Source organism: Streptantibioticus cattleyicolor NRRL 8057 = DSM 46488, assembly GCF_000240165.1.
Taxonomy (GTDB): Bacteria; Actinomycetota; Actinomycetes; order Streptomycetales; family Streptomycetaceae; genus Streptantibioticus; species Streptantibioticus cattleyicolor.
The window spans coordinates 4,744,495-4,764,466 of record NC_017586.1; the positions used below are offsets into that span (position 1 = coordinate 4,744,495).

General features: G+C 73.0%; 21 protein-coding genes. 16 read left to right on the top strand and 5 right to left on the bottom strand.

Features of this window, described 5'->3' with window-relative positions:
• Positions 1–7: 7 nt before the first annotated feature.
• From SCATT_RS20920 to SCATT_RS20935, 4 genes are all read right to left on the bottom strand, one after another.
• Positions 8–1,219 (bottom strand): dihydrolipoamide acetyltransferase family protein, encoded by a 1,212-nt coding sequence (locus SCATT_RS20920; RefSeq protein ID WP_014145135.1) that lies wholly within the window; start codon positions 1,217–1,219, stop codon positions 8–10.
• A complete protein-coding gene (locus SCATT_RS20925; RefSeq protein ID WP_014145136.1) occupies positions 1,216–2,223 on the bottom strand; it encodes an alpha-ketoacid dehydrogenase subunit beta in 1,008 nt (335 codons plus the stop codon). Before SCATT_RS20925 ends, SCATT_RS20920 begins: the two co-directional genes overlap by 4 nt.
• Before the next feature lie 12 nt (positions 2,224–2,235).
• Complete coding sequence (pdhA, locus tag SCATT_RS20930) at positions 2,236–3,306, bottom strand: pyruvate dehydrogenase (acetyl-transferring) E1 component subunit alpha (RefSeq protein ID WP_014145137.1); 1,071 nt, start codon at positions 3,304–3,306, stop codon at positions 2,236–2,238.
• A gap of 179 nt (positions 3,307–3,485) precedes the next feature.
• Positions 3,486–4,139 (bottom strand): GntR family transcriptional regulator, encoded by a 654-nt coding sequence (locus SCATT_RS20935; RefSeq protein ID WP_014145138.1) that lies wholly within the window; start codon positions 4,137–4,139, stop codon positions 3,486–3,488.
• Between the two features lie 247 nt (positions 4,140–4,386).
• Between SCATT_RS20935 and ffh the strand changes: the two genes are divergently transcribed.
• From ffh to ftsH, 3 genes are all read left to right on the top strand, one after another.
• Entirely contained in the window at positions 4,387–5,922 is a 1,536-nt protein-coding gene (ffh, locus tag SCATT_RS20940; protein ID WP_014145139.1) for a signal recognition particle protein, read from the top strand.
• 18 nt (positions 5,923–5,940) lie between these two features.
• Positions 5,941–6,525, top strand: coding sequence for a GNAT family N-acetyltransferase (locus tag SCATT_RS20945; RefSeq protein ID WP_014145140.1), 585 nt, complete (start codon positions 5,941–5,943; stop codon positions 6,523–6,525).
• 105 nt (positions 6,526–6,630) lie between these two features.
• Positions 6,631–8,589: an ATP-dependent zinc metalloprotease FtsH gene (gene ftsH, locus SCATT_RS20950; RefSeq protein ID WP_014145141.1), complete on the top strand. Its 1,959-nt coding sequence runs from the start codon at positions 6,631–6,633 to the stop codon at positions 8,587–8,589.
• Between the two features lie 15 nt (positions 8,590–8,604).
• Here the strand turns inward: ftsH and SCATT_RS20955 are convergent, their stop codons facing one another.
• Complete coding sequence (locus SCATT_RS20955) at positions 8,605–9,510, bottom strand: class I SAM-dependent methyltransferase (protein ID WP_014145142.1); 906 nt, start codon at positions 9,508–9,510, stop codon at positions 8,605–8,607.
• A 193-nt stretch (positions 9,511–9,703) separates the two neighbouring features.
• On the opposite strand from SCATT_RS20955, the gene proS reads away from it, so the two are divergent.
• From proS to SCATT_RS21020, 13 genes are all read left to right on the top strand, one after another.
• Positions 9,704–11,116 carry a proline--tRNA ligase gene (proS, locus tag SCATT_RS20960; protein ID WP_014145143.1) on the top strand — a complete coding sequence of 471 codons (1,413 nt, stop codon included), beginning with the start codon at positions 9,704–9,706 and terminating at the stop codon, positions 11,114–11,116.
• 288 nt (positions 11,117–11,404) lie between these two features.
• Positions 11,405–11,995 carry a hypothetical protein gene (locus SCATT_RS20965; RefSeq protein WP_014145144.1) on the top strand — a complete coding sequence of 197 codons (591 nt, stop codon included), beginning with the start codon at positions 11,405–11,407 and terminating at the stop codon, positions 11,993–11,995.
• Between the two features lie 197 nt (positions 11,996–12,192).
• Positions 12,193–12,639, top strand: a complete 447-nt coding sequence (rpsP, locus tag SCATT_RS20970; RefSeq protein ID WP_014145145.1) for a 30S ribosomal protein S16 — start codon at positions 12,193–12,195, stop codon at positions 12,637–12,639.
• Between the two features lie 2 nt (positions 12,640–12,641).
• Positions 12,642–12,881 (top strand): RNA-binding protein, encoded by a 240-nt coding sequence (locus tag SCATT_RS20975; protein ID WP_014145146.1) that lies wholly within the window; start codon positions 12,642–12,644, stop codon positions 12,879–12,881.
• A gap of 122 nt (positions 12,882–13,003) precedes the next feature.
• Positions 13,004–13,588, top strand: coding sequence for a ribosome maturation factor RimM (gene rimM, locus SCATT_RS20980; protein WP_014145147.1), 585 nt, complete (start codon positions 13,004–13,006; stop codon positions 13,586–13,588).
• A 3-nt stretch (positions 13,589–13,591) separates the two neighbouring features.
• The gene (trmD, locus tag SCATT_RS20985; RefSeq protein ID WP_014145148.1) at positions 13,592–14,422 is read left to right on the top strand and encodes a tRNA (guanosine(37)-N1)-methyltransferase TrmD; all 831 of its coding nucleotides are present in this window, start codon (positions 13,592–13,594) and stop codon (positions 14,420–14,422) included.
• Positions 14,423–14,551: 129 nt separating this feature from the next.
• Entirely contained in the window at positions 14,552–14,902 is a 351-nt protein-coding gene (rplS, locus tag SCATT_RS20990) for a 50S ribosomal protein L19 (RefSeq protein ID WP_014145149.1), read from the top strand.
• Positions 14,903–14,974: 72 nt separating this feature from the next.
• Positions 14,975–15,823, top strand: a complete 849-nt coding sequence (lepB, locus tag SCATT_RS20995) for a signal peptidase I (RefSeq protein WP_014145150.1) — start codon at positions 14,975–14,977, stop codon at positions 15,821–15,823.
• Entirely contained in the window at positions 15,816–16,952 is a 1,137-nt protein-coding gene (gene lepB / locus SCATT_RS21000; RefSeq protein WP_014145151.1) for a signal peptidase I, read from the top strand. Before lepB (SCATT_RS20995) ends, lepB (SCATT_RS21000) begins: the two co-directional genes overlap by 8 nt.
• A 112-nt stretch (positions 16,953–17,064) precedes the next feature.
• The gene (lepB, locus tag SCATT_RS21005) at positions 17,065–18,063 is read left to right on the top strand and encodes a signal peptidase I (protein ID WP_078590900.1); all 999 of its coding nucleotides are present in this window, start codon (positions 17,065–17,067) and stop codon (positions 18,061–18,063) included.
• A 129-nt stretch (positions 18,064–18,192) separates the two neighbouring features.
• Complete coding sequence (lepB, locus tag SCATT_RS21010; RefSeq protein WP_014145153.1) at positions 18,193–18,948, top strand: signal peptidase I; 756 nt, start codon at positions 18,193–18,195, stop codon at positions 18,946–18,948.
• A gap of 10 nt (positions 18,949–18,958) precedes the next feature.
• Positions 18,959–19,507 (top strand): NUDIX hydrolase, encoded by a 549-nt coding sequence (locus SCATT_RS21015; protein ID WP_014628441.1) that lies wholly within the window; start codon positions 18,959–18,961, stop codon positions 19,505–19,507.
• 40 nt (positions 19,508–19,547) lie between these two features.
• Positions 19,548–19,874 (top strand): DUF2469 domain-containing protein, encoded by a 327-nt coding sequence (locus SCATT_RS21020; RefSeq protein WP_014145155.1) that lies wholly within the window; start codon positions 19,548–19,550, stop codon positions 19,872–19,874.
• Positions 19,875–19,972 lie beyond the last annotated feature (98 nt).

Below are 19,972 nucleotides of genomic sequence, written 5' to 3' on the forward strand. Positions count from 1 at the left end.
CGCTACGTCAGATCACGATGCGCAGCGGATCCTCCAGCAGCCCGGCCAGCTCCTCCAGGAACCGGGCGGCCGTCGCCCCGTCGGCGGCCCGGTGGTCCACCGACAGCGTCAGCTCCACGGTGTGCCGGGGCACCACCGCGTCGTCCACCACCACCGGCCGGCGACGGATCGCCCCCACCGCCAGGATGGCCGCCTCCGGCGGGTTGATCACCGCCTGGAAGTCGTCCACCCCGAACATGCCGAGGTTGCTGACGGTGAAGGTGCTGCCGCTCAGCTCCGCCGGCGGCAGCGTGCGGGCCCGCGCACCCTCCGCCAACTCCCGCGTCCGCGCGGCCAGTTCGGTCAACGGCAGCCGGTCGGCGTCGCGTACCACCGGCACCAGCAGCCCGTCGTCGGTGGCCACCGCCACCCCGAGGTGGACGCGCCCGTGCCGCAGCAGACGGTCGTCCACCCAGGAGGAGTTGAGGTCCGGGTGATGGCGCAGCGCGGTGGCGCACGCCTTGAGGATCAGGTCGTTGGGGCTGACCCGGGTCTGCCGGCCGGAGTTGACCCGGGCGCGGAAGTCGCGCAGCGCCTCGGCGTCCACCGTGCGGTGCAGGTAGAAGTGGGGCGCCTCGCGCTTGCTCGCGGCCAGCCGCGTGGCGGCCACCTTGCGCATCCGGCTGACCGGGGCCTCCATCGACCCCTTGGCGTCGTCGGCCGCGGCGTCGGTGCGTGCCGGTCCGGTCCGGGCGGCCTCGGGCTCCGATGCTTTCAGGGCCTTCGCGGCTTTCTCGACGTCCGCCCGCACCACCCGACCGCCCGGCCCGCTCCCCGGGATCGCCGCGATGTCCACCCCGTACTCCCGGGCCAGGCGGCGGGCGAGGGGTGAGGTGCGCACCACGTCGCGTTCGCCGACGGGGGCGGGGGCGGCGGGGGCCGGCTCGGGAGCCTCCCGCGCCACGGGAGTTGACGGTACGTCAGCTCGTACCGGTACCGTCTCGCCCGCGACGGCCAGCAGCGCGATCGGCTCGCCGATCTTCGCCGTGCCGCCCTCCGGCACCAGGATCTCGGCGAGCGCGCCGGCCTCGTACGCCTCGTGCTCCATCACCGCCTTGTCGGTCTCGATGTCGACGAGGGTGTCGCCCGGGGCCACCGGGTCGCCGGGGCGCTTGTGCCAGGCGGCGATCACGCCCTCCTCCATGGTGTCGGAGAGCCGGGGCATCAGGATCTCGGTCATCGGTGTGCTCCTTCGCGGATGCGGCCGGTGGCGCGCAGCGTGCGGCGCGCGGCGGTGGCGAGGGACCGGGCCGACGGCAGCGCCGCGGTCTCCAGGGACTTGGCGTACGGCAGCGGCACCTCGGCCATCGCCACCCGGGCCACCGGCGCGTCCAGCCAGTCGAAGGCGCCCTCCTGGATGGTGGCGGCGATCTCCGCGCCGATGCCGTAGGTCAGCCAGTCGTCCTCGGCGACCACGGCCGAGCCGGTCCGGCGCACCGACTCCACGATCGTGGCCCGGTCCAGCGGACGCAGGCTGCGCAGGTCGACCACCTCGGCGCTGATCCCCTCCCGGGCCAGGTCGTCGGCGGCCTGGAGGGCGACGCCGGCCATCCGCGAGTAGCCGATCAGCGTGATGTCGGTGCCCGGGCGGATCACCGCGGCCCGGCCGATCTCGGCGACCTCCTCGGTGTCGGGCACCTCGCCCTTGGTGTTGTACAGCCCCAGGTTCTCCAGCAGCAGCACCGGGTCGTCGTCGCGGATCGCGGCCCGCAGCATGGCCGCCGCCTCGGCCGGGGTGCTGGGCGCCAGCACCTTCAGCCCGGGGACGAAGGCGTAGAACAGCTCGATGTTCTGCGAGTGGGTGGCGCCGAGCTGCTGCCCGCCGCCGCCCGGGGTGCGGATCACCATCGGCACGCTGCACTGGCCGCCGAACATCCCGTAGATCTTCGCCGCGTGGTTGACGATCTGGTCCAGCGCCAGCAGCGAGAAGTTGATCGTCATGATCTCCACCACCGGCCGCAGGCCCAGCATGGCCGCGCCGATCGCGGCGCCGACGAACCCCTCCTCGGCGATCGGGGTGTCCCGCACCCGGCGCGGCCCGAACTCCTTGAGCAGCCCCTCGGTGATCTTGTAGCTGCCCTCGAAGTGGCCGATCTCCTCGCCGATGAGGAAGACGTCCTCGTCGCGCTGCATCTCCGCGCGCAGCGTCTCGCGCAGCGCCTGACGATAGGTGATGACGGGCATACCGGCCTCCTTCTAGAGCGGCTGCGGGAAGAGCGCGTCGGCGGGCAGCCGGGGCTCGCTGTTGGGTACCGGGGTGGCGTAGGTGTGGTCGAAGAGCGTCTCCACCGCCGGGTGCGGGCTGTTCTCCGCGAACTCCGCGGCCCGCGCGACCTCCTGGCGCACCGCCGCGTCCATCGCCTCCCACCCGGCGTCGTCCAGCGCGCCGTCGGCGGCGAGCCGGGCGCGCAGCGCGGGCAGCGGGTCGGCGGTGGCGGCCCGGGCGGCCTCCTCGGGGTCCCGGTAGCGGGCCGGGTCCACCACGGAGTGGCCGCGCAGCCGGTGGCTGACGGTCTCCAGCAGGGTGGGCCGGTGCTCCTCGCGGGCGAGCCGGACGGCCTCGCGGGCCGCCTCGCGCACCGCGAGCACATCGGTGCCGTCCACCCGTACGCCGTTGATCCGGTAGGCGGCGGCCCGGCGGTGCAGCTCCGGCTCGGCCGACGACTCCTGGACCGAAGTGCCCATCCCCAGCTGGTTGTTGACCACCGCGAAGACCACCGGCAGGTCCCACAGCGCGGCGATGTTGAGCGACTCGTGGAAGGCGCCGATGTTGGTGGTGCCGTCGCCCATCTGGCACATCACCACCTCCGCGCCGCCCCGGTAGGAGATGGCCAGCGCCGCCCCGGTGGCCAGCGGGAGCTGCCCGCCGACGATCCCGTACCCGCCCATCAGCCGGGCCTGCGCGTCGAACATGTGCATGGAGCCGCCCCAGCCCTTGGAGACCCCGGTGCTGCGGCCGTACAGCTCGGCCATGATCCGCCCGGCCGGGATGCCGCGGCCCAGCGCGTAGCCGTGCTCGCGGTAGTTGGTGAACAGGTAGTCACCCGGTTCCAGCGCCGCGGTCAGCCCGACCACGGTGGCCTCCTCGCCCAGGTTCAGATGGCAGTAGCCGCCGACCCTGGCCTGGGTGTACGCCTGCGCCGCGCGCTCCTCGAACCGCCGCACCAGCAGCATCCGCCGCGCGCACTCGATCAGGTCCTCGGGGTCGTACGACCCGCCCGACCGCACCACCTCGGCGCGGGTTCCACGCCTCGTCCTGCCGCCCATGACGGGCCTCCTTCGGTCGCTTTGTGGGCGGCGCCACTCTAGAAAGTGATCGATGATCGATCAAATGCTCGTCCACGATGTGGTCCGGAACACAGTGCGGAACACAGTGCTGAACGCCGTGCGGAACGCGAACGGCCGCGCGCCCCGGACGGGACGCGCGGCCGGGCGGGGCTGCCTCGTTACGCCGCCGGGTGCGCCTCGGCCGTCGCGCAGCCGAGCACGTGGTCGCGGAGCAGCGTGCCGATGGCCGGATCGCCCCGGCGGAACGCGGCGACGATCGGCTCGTGGTCGGCCGCCTCCTCGGCCAGCGTCAGCCCGCGCAGCCGCAGGCCCACCGCCGTCCACACCTCCAGGCCCAGCGACTCCCAGGAGTGCAGCAGCACGGCGTTGCCGGCCGCGCGGACGATCTCCCGGTGGAAGGCGAAGATGTTGCGCACCTGGGCGGCGGTGTCGGTGGCCTGCCGCATCCGGGCCAGGTGGTGTTCGAGCGCGGTGACGTCCCCGGACAGCCGGGGCAGCGCCAGCTCGGCCGCCACCTGCTCCAGGCCGGCCCGTACCGGGTAGATCTCGGCAAGGTCGTCGGCGGTGAAGGCGCGCACCCGGGCCCCCTTGTTGGGCGAGGACTCCACGATGCGCAGCGTCTCCAGCTCGCGCAGCGCCTCGCGCACCGGCGCCTGGCTCACCTCCAGCTCGGCGGCGATCCGGCGCTCCACGATGCGGTCGCCGGGCTGCCAGCGGCCGGACACCAGCCCGTCGACGATCATCTGCCGGATCTGGTCGCGCAACGAGCCGCGCACCAGGGCGGTGGAGGTGGACGGCGAGGACTCGGTCATGGGGTGCGCTCTCCGGCGGGGAACGGGGGACCCGCCCCATTATGGCCGTACGCGGGGCGCTTCCGGGCGGTACGCGGAACCCCGCCCCCGGGGCGCGCGACGGCCCCCGCCACGCCCCGCGCGGACCCGCCGCGCGCCGGCCGTGGCCCCCGGTCCCCATGGCGGTGGAGACCGGGCCGGGGGCTTACCGATACCCTGGAGGGCGCACCGAAACCGCCCGCCCCCGTCACGAGGATCCGCGACCGCCGTGTTCGACACTCTTTCCGACCGCCTCGCAGCGACGTTCAAGAACCTCAGGGGCAAGGGCCGTCTGTCCGAGGCGGACATCGACGCCACGGCCCGGGAGATCCGCATCGCGCTGCTGGAGGCGGACGTCGCGCTGCCCGTGGTGCGCGCCTTCATCAAGCAGGTCAAGGAACGCTCGCTCGGCGCCGAGGTCTCCCAGGCGCTCAACCCGGCCCAGCAGGTCGTCAAGATCGTCAACGAGGAGCTCGTCGGCATCCTCGGCGGCGAGACCCGCCGGCTGCGGCTGGCCAAGAACCCCCCGACGGTGATCATGCTGGCCGGCCTCCAGGGCGCCGGCAAGACCACCCTGGCCGGCAAGCTCGGCCGCTGGCTCAAGGGCCAGGGCCACGCCCCGCTGCTGGTCGCCTGCGACCTCCAGCGCCCCAACGCCGTCAACCAGCTCTCCGTGGTCGCCGAACGCGCCGGCGTCGCCGTCTACGCCCCCGAGCCCGGCAACGGCGTCGGCGACCCGGTCAAGGTCGCCAAGGACTCGATCGAGTACGCCCGCACCAAGCAGTACGACGTGGTGATCGTCGACACCGCCGGCCGCCTCGGCATCGACCAGGAGCTGATGCAGCAGGCCGCCGACATCCGCGACGCGGTCTCCCCGGACGAGACGCTCTTCGTGGTCGACGCCATGATCGGCCAGGACGCGGTCAACACCGCGCAGGCGTTCCTCGACGGCGTCGGCTTCGACGGCGTCGTCCTCTCCAAGCTCGACGGCGACGCCCGCGGCGGTGCCGCCCTCTCGGTGGCCCACGTCACCGGCCGGCAGATCATGTTCGCCTCCAACGGCGAGAAGCTGGACGACTTCGACGCGTTCCACCCGGACCGCATGGCGTCCCGCATCCTCGGCATGGGCGACGTCCTCAGCCTGATCGAGAAGGCCGAGCAGACCTTCAGCCAGGCCGAGGCCGAGAAGATGGCCGCCAAGCTGGCCAAGGGCCCCAAGGAGTTCACCCTCGACGACTTCCTCCAGCAGATGGAGCAGGTCCGCAAGATGGGCTCGATCTCCAAGCTGCTCGGGATGCTCCCCGGGATGGGCCAGATGCGGGACCAGATCAACAACCTCGACGAGCGCGACGTCGACCGCACCGCCGCCATCATCAAGTCGATGACCCCGGCCGAACGCCAGGACCCCACGATCATCAACGGCTCGCGCCGCGCCCGGATCGCCAAGGGCTCCGGCGTCGAGGTCGGCGCGGTCAAGAACCTCGTCGAGCGGTTCTTCGACGCCCGCAAGATGATGTCCAGGATGGCCCAGGGCGGCATGCCGGGCATGCCCGGCATGCCCGGCCTCGGCGGCCCCGGCAAGAAGAAGAAGCAGACCAAGCCGGCCAAGGGCAAGCGGCGCAGCGGCAACCCGCTCAAGCGCGCCCAGGAGGAGGCGGCAGCCGCCGCCCGGCGCGAGGCCCAGCAGCAGGGCGGCGCCTTCAACCTCCCCGCCGACGGCGAGGACTTCGAACTCCCCGAAGAGTTCAAGAAGTTCATGGGCTGAGCGGCGGACGGCCGGACGATGAGCGACCAACGGGCCGTACGCGTCCACGTACGGCCGCCCCGGCCCTCCGACGCCGAGGCGTACACCCAGGCGGTGCTGCGCTCCGCCGAGCACATCGGCGCCTGGAACCCCGTCGAGCCGGACGGCTTCCCCGAGCTGCTGCGCAAGCAGGGCCCGACGCTGCGCACCTTCCTCATCCTCGACGAGGAGGACGGCGGCCTGGTCGGCAAGTGCAACGTGTCCAACATCGTCCGCGGCCGGTTCCGCAACGCCAGCCTCGGCTACGACTCCTACCTGCCGTACGCCGGCACCGGGCGGATGACCGAGGGCATGCGCAAGGTGGTCGACCTGTGCTTCGCCCGCCCGTCGCCCACCACCACCCGTGAAGGAGGCCCTTCGGGCCGCTTGCTGACTCACCCCGACGGCCTCGCGCTGCACCGGCTGGAGATCAGCGTGCAGCCCGGGAACACGCGTTCCATCGCGCTGGCCAAGCGGCTCGGCTTCCGGTACGAGGGGTTCTCGCCGCGGATGCTGTACATCAACGACGCGTGGCGTGATCACGAGCGGTTCGCCCTGACGGCCGAGGAGTGGCCGGGCGTCTGACCGGGGCGCCCCGGGCCCGGCGGGAGGGGGCGGACGGCCCCCGTTCGGCCGTACCCGGGGCCGCTGCGAGGGGTGCGCCGGGCGGGGCGTTCGTATGGTCGGTTCATGAGCAACCCGGTCCCGCCCCGCAGCAGCCCCGACCAGCCGTGGCGGTCCGAGGGCGCGCCGCCCGGGCCGCCGGGCCGGCGCCGCCGACGGCTGGGCAGCTGGTGGTCGCTGCTGATCGCCGCCGTCCTGGTGTTCATCGTCACCGACGCCCTGCTGTCGTACTTCGGCGGCGCCTCGACCCGGTCGATCTCCTACACCGAGTTCGGCCGGCAGCTCGGCTCCGGCAACATCGGCAAGATCTACGCCAAGGGCGACGCCATCCAGGGCCAGCTGAAGAACCCGGCACCGGTGCCCGGCGGCAAGGGCACCTACCGCAAGTTCAGCACCCAGCGGCCCTCCTTCGCCGACGACCGGCTGTGGGCCCAGCTCACCCGCGAACACGTCACCGTCACCGCCGAACCCGTGGTGCAGCAGCGCGGCTTCTGGTCCAACCTGCTGATCTCGCTGGCCCCCATACTCGTGCTGGTGGTGGTCTGGCTGGCGATCGCCAAACGGCTCGGCGGCGCCATCGGCGGACTGCCGTTCGGCCGCAAACCACCGCCCAAGCCGGTCACCCCCAACGGCCACAAACGCACCACCTTCGCCGACGTGGCCGGCATCGACGAGGTCGAGGCCGAACTGAGCGAAGTGGTCGACTTCCTCAAGCACCCCGACGCCTACCGCGCCCTCGGCGCCCGGATGCCCCGAGGCGTGCTGCTCGCCGGACCGCCCGGCACCGGCAAGACGCTGCTCGCCCGCGCCGTGGCCGGCGAGGCGGACGTGCCGTTCTTCTCCGCCTCCGCCTCCGAGTTCATCGAGATGATCGTCGGTGTCGGCGCCGGACGGGTACGCGAGCTGTTCGCCGAGGCCCGCCGGTACGCCCCGGCGATCATCTTCATCGACGAGATCGACACCATCGGCCGCACCCGCGGCGCGGCCGGCGGCGTCGGCGGCCACGACGAACGCGAACAGACCCTCAACCAGATCCTCACCGAGATGGACGGCTTCTCCGGCTCCGAGGGCGTCGTGGTCCTCGCCGCCACCAACCGGGCCGACGTCCTCGACCCGGCCCTGCTGCGCCCCGGCCGCTTCGACCGCGTCGTCACCGTCAGCCCGCCGGACCGGGCCGGCCGCGAGGCGATCCTGCGCATCCACACCCGCGACGTCCCCCTCGCCCCCGACGTCGACCTGGCCCGCATCGCCCGCGCCACCCCCGGCATGACCGGCGCCGAACTGTCCAACCTCGCCAACGAGGCGGCCCTGCTCGCCGTCAAACGCCGCCGCGACAGCGTCCGCCAGACCGAGCTGTCCGAGGCGCTGGAGAAGGTCCAACTCGGCGCCGAACGCCCGCTGGTGATGCCGGCCGCCGAACGCCGCCGCACCGCCTACCACGAAAGCGGCCACGCGCTGCTCGGCATGGTCCAGCCCGGCGCCGACCCGGTGCGCAAGGTCACCATCGTGCCGCGCGGCCGGGCGCTCGGGGTGACCCTGTCCACCCCGGAGGCCGACCGCTACGCCTACACCGAGGAATACCTGCGCGGCCGGATCATCGGCGCCCTCGGCGGGATGGCCGCCGAACACATCGTCTTCTCCGAGATCACCACCGGCTCCGAGAACGACCTGGAGCAGGTCACCCGCATCGTGCGCGGCATGGTCGGCCGCTGGGGCATGAGCGAGCGCGTCGGCCGCCTGTCCGCCGTCCCCGAGGACGCCCAGCAGCCGTACGGGCTGGTGGCCGCCCCCGGCACGCTGGACGCCGTCGACGCCGAGATGCGCCGCATCGTCGACGACTGCTACGAGGACGCCTGCCGGCTGCTCACCGAGAACCGGCACCGCCTCGACGCCCTCGCCGCCGCCCTGCTGGAACGCGAGACGCTGGAGGAGGCCGAGGCGTACCGCGCGGCCGGCATCCCCCGGCACACCCGCGCCGAGGACTCCGGCCCCGGCCGCGAACCCCCGCCGCCCGACACGGAGTGACCCCCGCGCGGACGGTCAGGCGCGGGCGATCAGATACCGCAGCACGTTCTCCATCCGCACCGTGCCGTCCGGCCGCCGGTACGGCTGGAGCGCCTCGGTCAGCTCCTTGCGGGTCTGCGTCGCGTCGGCCGCCACCGCCGCGTCCAGCAGCCCGGTGGAGAGCAGCCCGCGCACCGCGCTGTCGAGGTCCGGGTAGGCGAACGGGCAGGAGACCCGGCCGGATCCGTCCGGCCGCAGCCCGGCGTCCCGGGCCGCCGTCTCCAACTCGTCCCGGTCGTCCGCCCCGGTCCCCGCGGTGCCCCCGGCGGACCGCAGCACCCCGGTGGTGGCGCACCGCTCCGGCGGACCCCAGCCGGCCAGCACCACCGGGCTGCCGTCCGCCGCCAACGCCGCCGCCGGGGCCACCGCCGCCGACGGCACCGGAGCGCCCCCGGTGAACGCCGCCTCGAAGACGGTCACCATGGTGAACGCCGCCCCGTCCGCGGCCCGTTCGGGGTGGCCGGGCAGCAGCCGCGGGCGGAAGCCGGCCGGCCGGTCGGGGCGCACCGGGCCCAGCAGCCGCTCCCGGGCCAGCGCCAGCCGGGCCCCGTCGGACTCGTAACCGGTCACCTCGGCGCCCCGGGCCGCCGCCATCAGCAGCGCCAGCCCCGAGCCGCAGCCCACCGCCAGCAGCCGGGTGGCCGCGCCCACGTCCAGCCGCGCGTACACCGCCTCCACCAGCGGCACCAGCATGCGTTCCTGGATCTCCGCCCAGTCCCGGACCCGCGACCGCGCGGCGCCCAGGTCCCGCCCGGTCCAGCCCGGTGCGGTGCCGGCCGGTACGCCGCCCGCCGGATCACCGGTCGCGCCGGGGGTGGTTCGCGGGTGTCCGGCGGGGGAGTGTCCGGGCGCGACGTGCCCGGGTGCGAGCGTGGGTGTCATCGAGCAGCCTCTCGTTGCGCGCAAGTGGACGTCGAGTGCCCCCCGTAGGTGCTTCCAGGCCCCGCAAGCCAGGGAACCCCGCTACGGCGCCGTAGTCCAGAGGGTAGGCAGCGATGCCCGAACGCGCCCCCCGTGCGCCGGGGCGGCGACGCCGATTCACGCTCGGGCGTGTCGTCCCCGTACCATCGGCGCCATGGCAAAGGCACCCGTTCTCACGCCCCAGGCGGACGACTTCCCCCGCTGGTACCAGGACCTGATCACCAAGGCCGAGCTGGCCGACAACGGCCCGGTGCGCGGCACCATGGTCATCCGGCCGTACGGGTACGGGCTGTGGGAGCGGATGCAGCAGGAGATGGACGCCCGCATCAAGCAGGCCGGCGCCAGCAACGCCTACTTCCCGCTCTTCATCCCGCAGTCGTACCTGACCCGGGAGGCCGAGCACGTCGAGGGGTTCGCCCCCGAACTCGCGGTGGTCACCCACGGCGGCGGCAAGGAGCTGGAGGAGCCGGTGGTCGTCCGGCCCACCTCCGAGACCATCATCAACGAGTACTTCTCCAAGTGGGTCCAGAGCTACCGCGACCTGCCGCTGCTGATCAACCAGTGGGCCAACGTGGTCCGCTGGGAGCTGCGCCCCCGGGTCTTCCTGCGCACCAGCGAGTTCCTGTGGCAGGAGGGGCACACCGCGCACGCCAGCTACGAGGACGCCCGCGACTACGCCGCCCGCATCCACACCGACGTCTACGGCGACTTCATGACCAACGTCCTCGGCATCGACGTGGTGCTGGGCCGCAAGACCGCCAAGGAACGTTTCGCGGGCGCCATCAACACCCTCACGCTGGAAGCGATGATGGGTGACGGCAAGGCCCTCCAGATGGGCACCAGCCACGAACTCGGCCAGAACTTCGCCAAGGCGTTCAACACCCAGTACCTGTCCAAGGACGGGCAGCAGGAGCTGGTCTGGCAGACCTCCTGGGGCGTCTCCACCCGCATGGTCGGCGGGCTGATCATGTCGCACGGCGACGACAACGGGCTGCGGGTGCCGCCGCGCCTCGCCCCCGTCCAGGCCGTGGTCCTCGCCATCAAGGGCGACGACGCGGTGATCGCCAAGGTCCGGGAGATCGGCGACCGGCTGCGCGCGGCCGGGGTCCGGGTCACCGTCGACGACCGCACCGACACCCCGTTCGGCCGCCGCGCGGTGGACTGGGAGCTCAAGGGCGTCCCGGTGCGCATCGAGGTCGGCCCGCGCGACCTGGAGAACGGCACCGCGATGCTGGCCCGCCGCATCCCCGGCGGCAAGGAGCCGGTCGCCGTGGACACCCTGCCCGAGGTGGTCCCCGCCGTGCTGGAGGAGGACCAGGCGCTGCTGCTCGCCCAGTCCCGCGAGCGCCGCGAGTCCCGCACCGCGGATGTGACCACCCTCGCCGAGGCCGCCGAGGCCGCCGCCACCGGCTGGGCCCGCATCCCCTGGTCCGAGCTGGGCCCGGAGGGCGAGGCCAAGCTCGCCGAGCAGGGCGTCACCGTGCGCTGCCTGATCGCCGAGGACGGCACGGTGCCCACCGCCGACGACGCCCCCGGCACCCTGGCGCTGGTCGCCCGCGCCTACTGACCGGACGGGAACCGCTCACCCCTGGTCCCTCGTCACCTGTACGAGGGACCCGGGTGACCGGTGGTGACCCCGGCCCCGTACCGTGGAGGGCGGAGCCGCTTGGAGGGCGCGCCGCCCGGAAGCAGGGCGGCCGGTACGCCCCGGCTTGTTCCACCGACGCACCGCTCATCCCTCTCGTCCGCACCCGCCCTCAGACGGGATGCATGGGCCTGAACTGACGAGTACGTGCAAATTATTTGGGATGCCCCGGAATCGGAACACCGGGGCCTTCCTACTCGTTGTCACGACGTGAGCACGACACCACCAGTTCTCGCCGCCGAGCTGGCGGTCGCGTGGGCCGACATTCAACGGCACCACCCCGACCTGCCGGATCTGGCCGCCCCAGAGTCCCTGATCGGAGAGTCGTCGTCCGCCTGCGGCACGGAGCTCTCCTTCGAAAGGCTGCTGCACGAGGCCGTCCACGGAATCGCCGCCGCCCGCGGGATCCGGGACACCTCCCGCGCCGGCCGCTACCACAACCGACGGTTCCTGGCCATCGCCGACGAGCTGGGCCTGGACCACGCCGAGGAGCCCCATCCCAGCAGCGGCTTCTCGCTCGTGGTGCTGCGCCCGGAGACCAAGAAGCGCTACCGCCCGACCATCGAACGGCTGCAACGCGCGCTCAAGGCCCACGTCGCGGCCACCGCCGCCGACACCACCCGGGCCTTCCGCGGCCCCGCCGCCCGCCACGGCTCCTCCGGCGGCGGCGTACGGGTCAAGGCGGTCTGCGACTGCGGGCGCAACGTCCGCGTGGTCCCCTCGGTGCTGGAGCAGGCCCCGATCATGTGCGGCGCGTGCGGCCAGCCGTTCCGGATCCCGGAGGTGGTCGGGGTGGCATGAGACGGGGGGCTCGTCGGGAGGGCGCGGTTACGGAGCAGCCGTGCGCATGTGGCAAAATGGTCCGCTGAGCACTCGGCAGCCGTGCAGGACCCCTCTCTCCTTCGGCTGACGCGTCCGTCGGGCGTCCCGGCTCCCACCACCCCACGTGGCGAACCGCGGCCTGCCCAACCACGTCAAGACCAGGAGAACCCACTCCAGTGGCAGTCAAGATCAAGCTGAAGCGTCTGGGCAAGATCCGTTCGCCTCACTACCGCATCGTCGTCGCCGACTCCCGTACCCGCCGTGACGGCCGGGCCATCGAGGAGATCGGCCTGTACCACCCGATGGAGAACCCCTCGCGGATCGAGGTCGACGGCGAGCGCGCGCAGTACTGGCTCGGTGTCGGCGCCCAGCCGACCGAGCCCGTCCTGGCGATCCTGAAGAAGACCGGCGACTGGCAGAAGTTCAAGGGCGAGGCCGCCCCGGCTCCGCTGCTCGTCGCCGAGCCCAAGGCCGACAAGCGCGCGCTCTTCGAGGCCGCCGCCAAGGAGGCCGCGGACGAGCCCAAGGGTGAGGCCATCACCCCGAAGGCGAAGAAGACCGAGAAGAAGGCCGAAGAGGGCACCGAGGGCGAGCAGTCCCCGGCCGAGTCCACCGAGTCCTGAGCATGCTTGAGGAGGCTCTTGAGCACCTCGTGAAGGGCATTGTCGAGCACCCTGACGATGTGCAGGTCGCCTCGCGCACCCTGCGCCGGGGGCGTGTGCTGGAGGTCCGGGTCCACCCCGACGACCTCGGCAAGGTGATCGGCCGCAACGGCCGCACCGCCCGCGCCCTGCGGACCGTCGTAGGCGCGCTCGGCGGACGTGGCGTCCGCGTCGACCTCGTCGACGTCGACCAGGTCCGCTGACCTCAGCAGCACCGGCTCGGGCCGGGACGGCTTCGGCCGCCCCGGCCCGAGCCGTTCCGGGGCCCGCCGGTCCGCAACCGGCGGCCCCTGTCCGTACCCCGCGCACCGGAAGGTGACCCCACGTGCAACTCGTAGTGGGCCGGATCGGCCGCGCCCATGGGATCAAGGGCGAAGTGACGGTCGAGGTGCGCACCGACGAGCCCGAACTGCGGCTCGCCCCCGGTGCCGTCCTGCTGACCGACCCCGCCTCCACCGGGCCGCTGACCATCGAGTCCGGCCGGGTGCACAGCGGCCGGCTGCTGCTGCGCTTCGCGGGCGTCGCCGACCGCAACGCCGCCGAGGCGCTGCGCAACACCCTCCTGATCGCCGAGGTCGACCCCGAGGAGACCCCGGAGGACCCGGAGGAGTTCTACGACCACCAGCTGATCGACCTCGACGTGGTCACCACCGACGGCACCGAGGTCGGCCGGATCACCGAGATCAGCCATCTGCCCTACCACGACCTGCTGGTCGTGGCGCGTCCGGACGGCGGCGAGATCATGGTCCCGTTCGTCACGGAGATCGTCCCGGAGATCGACCTGGCGGCGCAGCGGGCCGTCATCGACCCGCCGCCCGGCCTGCTGGACCCCGGCGCCGCCGAGGTGGCCACCGCCCGCGGCGCCGAGGACGGGAACGAGGACCAGGGCGAGGACCAGGGCGGCGCCTGACCGATGCGGATCGACGTCGTCACCATCTTCCCCGAGTACCTGGAGCCGCTGAACGTCTCGCTGGTCGGCAAGGCCCGGGCCCGCGGCCAGCTCCTGGTCGAGGTGCACAACCTGCGCGACTGGACGCACGACCGGCACAACACCGTCGACGACACCCCGTACGGCGGCGGCCCCGGCATGGTCATGAAGCCCGACCCGTGGGGCGAGGCGCTCGACCGCGTGGAGGCGCGCGGCCGGGCCGACGAGCGCACCGCCACCGCCGACCCGGTGCTCGTCGTCCCCGCCCCCAGCGGCCGGCCGTTCACCCAGGCGCTGGCGGTGGAGCTGTCGGAGAAGCCCTGGCTGGTCTTCGCCCCGGCCCGCTACGAGGGCATCGACCGCCGGGTGATCGACGAGTACGCCGGCCGCTGGGAGGTCCACGAGGTCTCCATCGGCGACTACGTGCTGGCCGGCGGGGAGGCCGCGGTGCTGGTGATCACCGAGGCGGTGGCCCGGCTGCTGCCCGGGGTGCTCGGCAACGCCGAGTCCCACCGCGACGACTCCTTCGCCCCCGGCGCCATGGCCGACCTGCTGGAAGGGCCGGTCTACACCAAGCCGCCCGAGTGGCGCGGGCGCGGCATCCCCGAGGTGCTGCTCAGCGGCCACCACGGCCGTATCGCCCGGTGGCGCAGGGACGAGGCGTTCCGCCGCACCGCCGCCCACCGCCCCGACCTGATCGAGCGGTGCGACCCCGCCGCCCTCGACAAGCACGACCGCGCGGTCCTGGCCGAGCTGGGCTGGCGACCGGGCCCGGACGGCCGATTTGGGCGGCCGGGCTCCGACGTGGAAGAATAGGCCGCTGCCGTACGCCGCCGAGCGCCCCTGCCACAGGGGGAGACGACGCCCGGCCCACGCGGCGGCCATCCGATATCATCTCGAACTACCGCCGATGACCTGTGGCATCGGCGAGGAAAGCAGACACTCATGTCGAACCTGCTCGACGTCGTCGACTCCGCCTCCAAGCGCGACGACATCCCGGCCTTCCGCCCGGGTGACACCGTCAACGTCCACGTCCGGGTCATCGAGGGCAACCGCTCCCGGGTCCAGCAGTTCAAGGGCGTCGTCATCCGCCGCCAGGGCTCCGGCATCCGCGAGACCTTCACCGTCCGCAAGGTCAGCTTCAGCGTCGGCGTGGAGCGGACCTTCCCGGTGCACACCCCGATCGTGGAGAAGATCGAGGTCGTCACCCGCGGTGACGTGCGTCGCGCCAAGCTGTACTACCTGCGCGAGCTGCGCGGCAAGGCCGCCAAGATCAAGGAGAAGCGGGAGAACTGACCTCCCGCGACCGTCGCGGCCCCACGGCCCTGACGGCGCGTTCACAGGGGATGCGGATAGGCTTCGCCCCCGATGAACACCGAAGCACCACACGCGGAACGCGATCGCCCGGCCCGCCCCTCGGGGGCGGACGAGCGGTCGCGTTCCGCGCGTTCCACCGCCGGACCGGAAGAGCCGGAGCCCGAGCCGGAAGAGGGGGCGCCCCCGGCCCGCCGGGGGTGGCGCCGGGCGGCCGACTGGTGGCGCGGGCTCGGCCTGTGGCAGGAGACGCTCGTGCTGGCCGGGGTCTGCTTCACCCTGCTCTGCCTGGTCAACGCCTTCCTGGTGCAGCCCTTCCTGATCCCCAGCGGATCGATGGAGAACACCCTGAAGATCGGGGACCGGGTCCTCGTCGACAAGCTGGCGTACCGTTTCGGCGGCCGGCCGCAGCGCGGTGACGTCATCGTCTTCGACGGCACCGGCTCCTTCGTCCAGGACCCTCCGCCGCGCAATCCGGTGACCCATCTGGCGCAGCGGCTCGGCGGGCTCCTCGGCCTCGCCCGGCCGGACGGGACGGACTACATCAAGCGGGTGATCGGGGTCGGCGGGGACCGCGTCACCTGCTGCGACGCACAGGGCAGGATCTTGGTGAACGGCCATCCGGTGGACGAGGACTTCCGGTACCCCGGGGACGCCCCGTCCCAGGTCCCGTTCGACATCGTCGTCCCGCCGGGCAGGCTGTGGGTCATGGGCGATCACCGCGCGGCCTCCCGCGACTCCCGCGACCACCTCGGCGACCCCGGCGGCGGCACGGTCCCGGTCGACAAGGTGATCGGCCGCGCCGACTGGATCGTGTGGCCCCTCGGCCGGCTGCGCACGCTGCACCGTCCGGCCGGTTACGCCGCCGTGCCGGCCCCCGCCGCGGGCGGCGCGCATGGGTAGCCGCGGACGCCCCCGCCAGGTGCCCGCCCCGGCCGAGGCCACCGCCGCCACGCCCGCCGGAACCGACCCGGCCCCGCCGCGTACCGGGGCCGGCCGCGCCGAACGGCGGCGCACCGTCAAACGCATCAAGCGGCGCAAACGGCGTTCCGCGCTGCGCGAGGTGCCCATCCTCATCGGGATCGCGCTGGTGATCGCGCTGGTCCTCAAGACCTTCCTGGTCCAGGCGTTCGTCATCCCGTCCGGCTCGATGGAGCAGACCATCCGGATCGGCGACCGGGTGCTCGTCGACAAGTTCACGCCCTGGTTCGGCTACCAGCCGCAACGCGGTGACGTGGTGGTCTTCCAGGACCCCGGGCACTGGCTGGACGGCGAGCCCAAACCCGCCCCGGACCCGCCGGTGGTCAAGCAGGTCAAGGCGTTCTTCACCTTCATCGGCCTGCTGCCCGCGGCCAACGAACAGGACCTGATCAAACGGGTGATCGCGGTCGGCGGCGACCACGTGAGGTGCTGCGACGCGCAAGGCCGCGTCACCGTCAACGGCACCTCGGTGAACGAGCCCTACATCGACCCCGGCAACCCGCCCTCGCGGATCCCGTTCGACATCACCGTGCCGCCCGGACGGGTGTGGGTGATGGGCGACCACCGTTCCGACTCGGCCGACTCCAGGTACCACATGACCGAGCCGGGACAAGGTACGGTCGCGGTCAAGCAGGTCGTGGGGCGGGCGTTCGTCATCGCCTGGCCCACGTCGCACTGGCGGACGCTGAGCGATCGCGGCGCGTTCGCCGGGGTACCGAAGGCGCCCCCCGCGGCACCGCGGGCGTCCGGCACCGGCCCTGGCCCCACCGGCGCGGTGGCGTCCGGTGCGGTGGACGGCGGTACGCCGGCCGGTGGTCCGGCGGCGTCCGACGGGCCCGGCACGGTACAGGCCAATATTCGGCAAGGAATGATCCCGCTCCCGACTCCTGCGGAACTGCCGCTCGTTATGGGAGTGATGGGCCTGCACCGCGTCCGGCGCAGGCGGTGGCGCGGAGTGAGGAGTGGATGTGGGGGACCTGGTGGTCGGAGCACGATCCGGACCTGGCGATCCCGAAGGGCAGGGCCCATCGGCAAGCGCCGTCGAGGATGAGACGGCGGTGGAACCCGGCACCTCCCCCGGCGCGGGCGGTGCCACCCCGGTCGGCGGCCCGGCCGGGACGCAAGGCGGTACGCCCGTACGCACGGGCGGTGAGGAGCACGGCATGAACGGCTCTGGCCGGGCGGTCCCCGGTGAGCCGGGCGACGACGGGCCGGACGGCCCCGGTCGCGGCGGATGGCGGAACGGTACGGGCCCGGGCGGAGCGGCCGGCGGCGACGGCGGTTCGGGTGGCTCCGACGGTGCCGGCGGTTCCGGCGCCACGGGTCCGGCGGACGGCGCGGGCCCCGGGCCGGAGGCGCCCCCCGATCCGGCCGACCGGGTACGGCGTCCGGCGAAGAAGCCCCGCTCCTTCTGGAAAGAACTGCCGATCCTCGTCGTCATCGCGCTGGCGCTGGCCCTGGTCATCAAGACCTTCCTGGTCCAGGCGTTCTCCATCCCCTCCCAGTCGATGCAGAACACCCTCCAGGTCGGCGACCGGGTGCTGGTCGACAAGCTCACGCCCTGGTTCGGCGCCAAGCCCTCCCGCGGCGAGGTGGTGGTCTTCCACGACCCGGGCGGCTGGCTGGAAGGCACCCCGCCCACCACCACCAACCCGGTCGCCGAAGGCGTCCAGAAGGTGCTCAGCTTCATCGGCCTGATGCCCTCGGCCGAGGAGAAGGACCTGATCAAGCGGGTCATCGCGGTCGGCGGTGACACCGTCGAGTGCAAGGTCAACGGTCCCGTCAAGGTCAACGGCAAGGCCCTCGACGAGCCCTACATCTACCGCGGCAACACCCCCTGCAGCGACCACCCCTTCGGCCCCATCAAGGTGCCGCCGAACCGCATCTGGGTGATGGGCGACCACCGCCAGGACTCCGAGGACTCCCGCTACCACCAGGACCTGGAGGGCGGCGGCACGGTCTCCGACAAGGAGGTCGTGGGGCGCGCCATCGTCGTGGCCTGGCCCGTCAACCGCTGGTCCACGCTGCCCGTCCCGTCCACCTTCGACCAGCCCGGCATCAACTCGGCCCTGGCCGCCACCCCGGCCGCGCTGGGCTTCGTCGGCGCCGTCCCGCTGGTGCTGCTGCGCCGGCGCCGGCTGATCGCCAGGGCGAGGAAGTAGCCCGGCGCGCGCCACGCCCCCCCGCCGCCGTCCGCGCCGCCCACCGGCGGCACCGGGGACGCGTCCACGGCGGCGACAACCGTGCCGCCCCCCTGACCCCGGTGGGTACCGCCGGGTAGGGTGCGCCCCATGAGCAGCGGCGCGATACGTGGGAAGAACGGCCCCGGCCGTCTGGGCAACGTGCTGTCCGGCCTGGCCGTGGCCGTCGGCTGCGTGCTGTTCCTGGGCGGGTTCGCCTGGGGGGCCGTGGTCTACCAGCCGTTCACCGTGCCCACCGACTCGATGCAGCCGACCGTGGACCCCGGCGACCGGGTGCTCGCCGAGCGGATCCACGGCGACCAGGTACGCCGCGGCGACGTGGTGGTCTTCCAGGACCCGGCCTGGGGCGACACCCCCATGGTCAAGCGGGTCGTCGGGGTCGGCGGTGACACCGTGGCCTGCTGCGACAAGCGGGGCCGCCTCACCGTGAACGGCACCCCGGTCGACGAGCCCTACCTGTACGCCTCCGGCCGCCTCACCCCGCGTTCGTTCTTCCCCCGGACCAAGGTGCCGGCGGGCAGGCTCTTCCTGCTCGGCGACAACCGCGGCGTCTCCGACGACTCCCGGGTCCACCTCGACGACCTCGACCACGGCGCGGTGCCGGCGAGCACCGTCAAGGCCCGGGTGGACGCCATCGCGTGGCCCACCGGCCGGATCGGCGAGCTGGCCAGGCCGGCCGCGTTCGCCGCGCTGCCCGGCGGCGTCTCCCGGCCCGGCCCGATCACCTGGGTGGTGACCTCGGTGGCCGTCGGCGCGATGCTGGTGCTCGGCGGCGCGGCCTACGGCCCGGTGGCGCGGAGCCGGGAACGGCGCAGGTCACGGCGGCGTGTCCCGGCACAGGCGTGAGGAGGCGGCGATGACGGCGGAACCGGACGAGGACCGTACCGGAACGGCCCCGGGCGCGATGCGGATCGAACGGCGGCGGGCGGCCCGGGTGGTACTCCTCGACGCCGACGACCGGATCCTGCTGCTGCACGGCTTCGAGCCCGCCGACCCGGCGCGCACCTGGTGGTTCACCCCGGGCGGCGGCGTCGAGCCGGGGGAGAGCCTGGCCGCCGCCGCGCTGCGCGAGGTGGCCGAGGAGACCGGGATCACCACGGTGCGCCTGGGCCCGGTGCTCTGGCAGCGCTCGTGCGCCTTCGACTTCGACGGCCGCCGGTGGGAACAGGACGAGTGGTACCACCTGGGCCGCACCGAGGCCACCGCGGTCGACATGGCCGGCCACACCGAGCTGGAACGGCGCAGCGTGCGGGCCCTGCGCTGGTGGACCTGCGAGGAACTGCTCGCGGCACGTGAGACCGTGTATCCGACCAGGCTCGCCGAGCTGCTGCGTAGGCTGCTCGATGAGGGACCCCCGCGGTCACCGCTGCTCCTGGAGCCCGAACGGGAACCGGAGGGCGGCTGAACCGCCCGCGGGGGGACGTACGGCTGAAGGGGAACATGCCATGAGCGCCGAGGACCTCGAGAAGTACGAGACCGAGATGGAGCTGAAGCTCTACCGGGAGTACCGCGATGTCGTCGGTCTGTTCAAATACGTGATCGAGACCGAGCGGCGCTTCTACCTGACCAACGACTACGAGATGCAGGTGCACTCGGTCCAGGGCGAGGTGTTCTTCGAGGTGTCGATGGCCGACGCCTGGGTGTGGGACATGTACCGGCCGGCCCGCTTCGTCAAGCAGGTCCGTGTTCTCACCTTCAAGGACGTGAACATCGAGGAGCTGAACAAGAGCGATCTCGATCTGCCGTCGGACAACGCCGGGTTCAGCGGGTGACACCGTCCCGAAGATATCCCCCGTAAGAGTGGCCGCTTTTTCCACAACCAGCCGGTAATCCACTGATTTCCGGCAAGATCATCTTTCTCGCCCCGGGA